1 pseudogene is annotated in these 751 nt (G+C 47.4%); it reads right to left on the bottom strand.

Features of this window, described 5'->3' with window-relative positions:
* A pseudogene (locus tag R8O11_RS27170) lies at positions 1 to 751 on the bottom strand (nuclease); the annotation flags it as partial.

The following is a 751-nucleotide window of genomic DNA, read 5'->3' as shown; positions in this document are numbered from 1 at the left end:
AGCTTGGTGCGACAACATCATGTTGTTACGTTTTGAATCGTAATCGTAAGAGAAGTTGCGAGTAACAAACAAATCACTGGCTGAGTTCAGCGTCACTTGCATCCCTTCATGGCGCTCTAACGCATCACGCAGAGTTTCGCCTTCTTTGATCACAAGCGGCGTCACCAATGGAATGTCTGACGTGCCAGTTTTTACATAGCTGGTTGCGTCAGAAGAAAGCTGAGTATTGCTGTAGTACTCCTGAACCTTACCTTTCACACAAACTACGTCACCAGGCTTTAGCTCCGTATCGGCGGCGTTCGTATGAATAAATAGACCTTCTGACGTCTTATCGTTGTTATCGTTCTCGATAGCTTGCAGGTAGAAGCCTTTCGTCAAACCGCTAGTAACAGCGCTCACGACACCAGTAACAAAATGCTCTTCTGTCGTAATGTATGGGTAACCATCGATAAATGGCGAAGAAGCACCTTCACCTTGAATGTCTTGAATGGATGTGAACGTTGGCGCGTGGCCATCCACTTCACACACAAATGCTGCAGGTGGCTCAGCTGCATTCAGCTCGCCCAAGCCATCAATGTTGTCTTTTGCTAACGTTGTCCATTGAGAAGATTGGAAAGTCGCAGAAGGCGTCAGTGCGTCACCGTTACGTACCAAAGTGGCGTCTTTGCCAAATGCTACACCACCCATCACGCCGACCATGTCGTGAACTTCACCATCTTTTAATAGTGCGAGAGGATCGTCACCATTAAAG

The organism is Vibrio sp. 1288, assembly GCF_033344475.1.
Note: the sequence above shows the minus strand (reverse complement) of the source record. Positions and strands in the feature narration are given on the sequence as shown.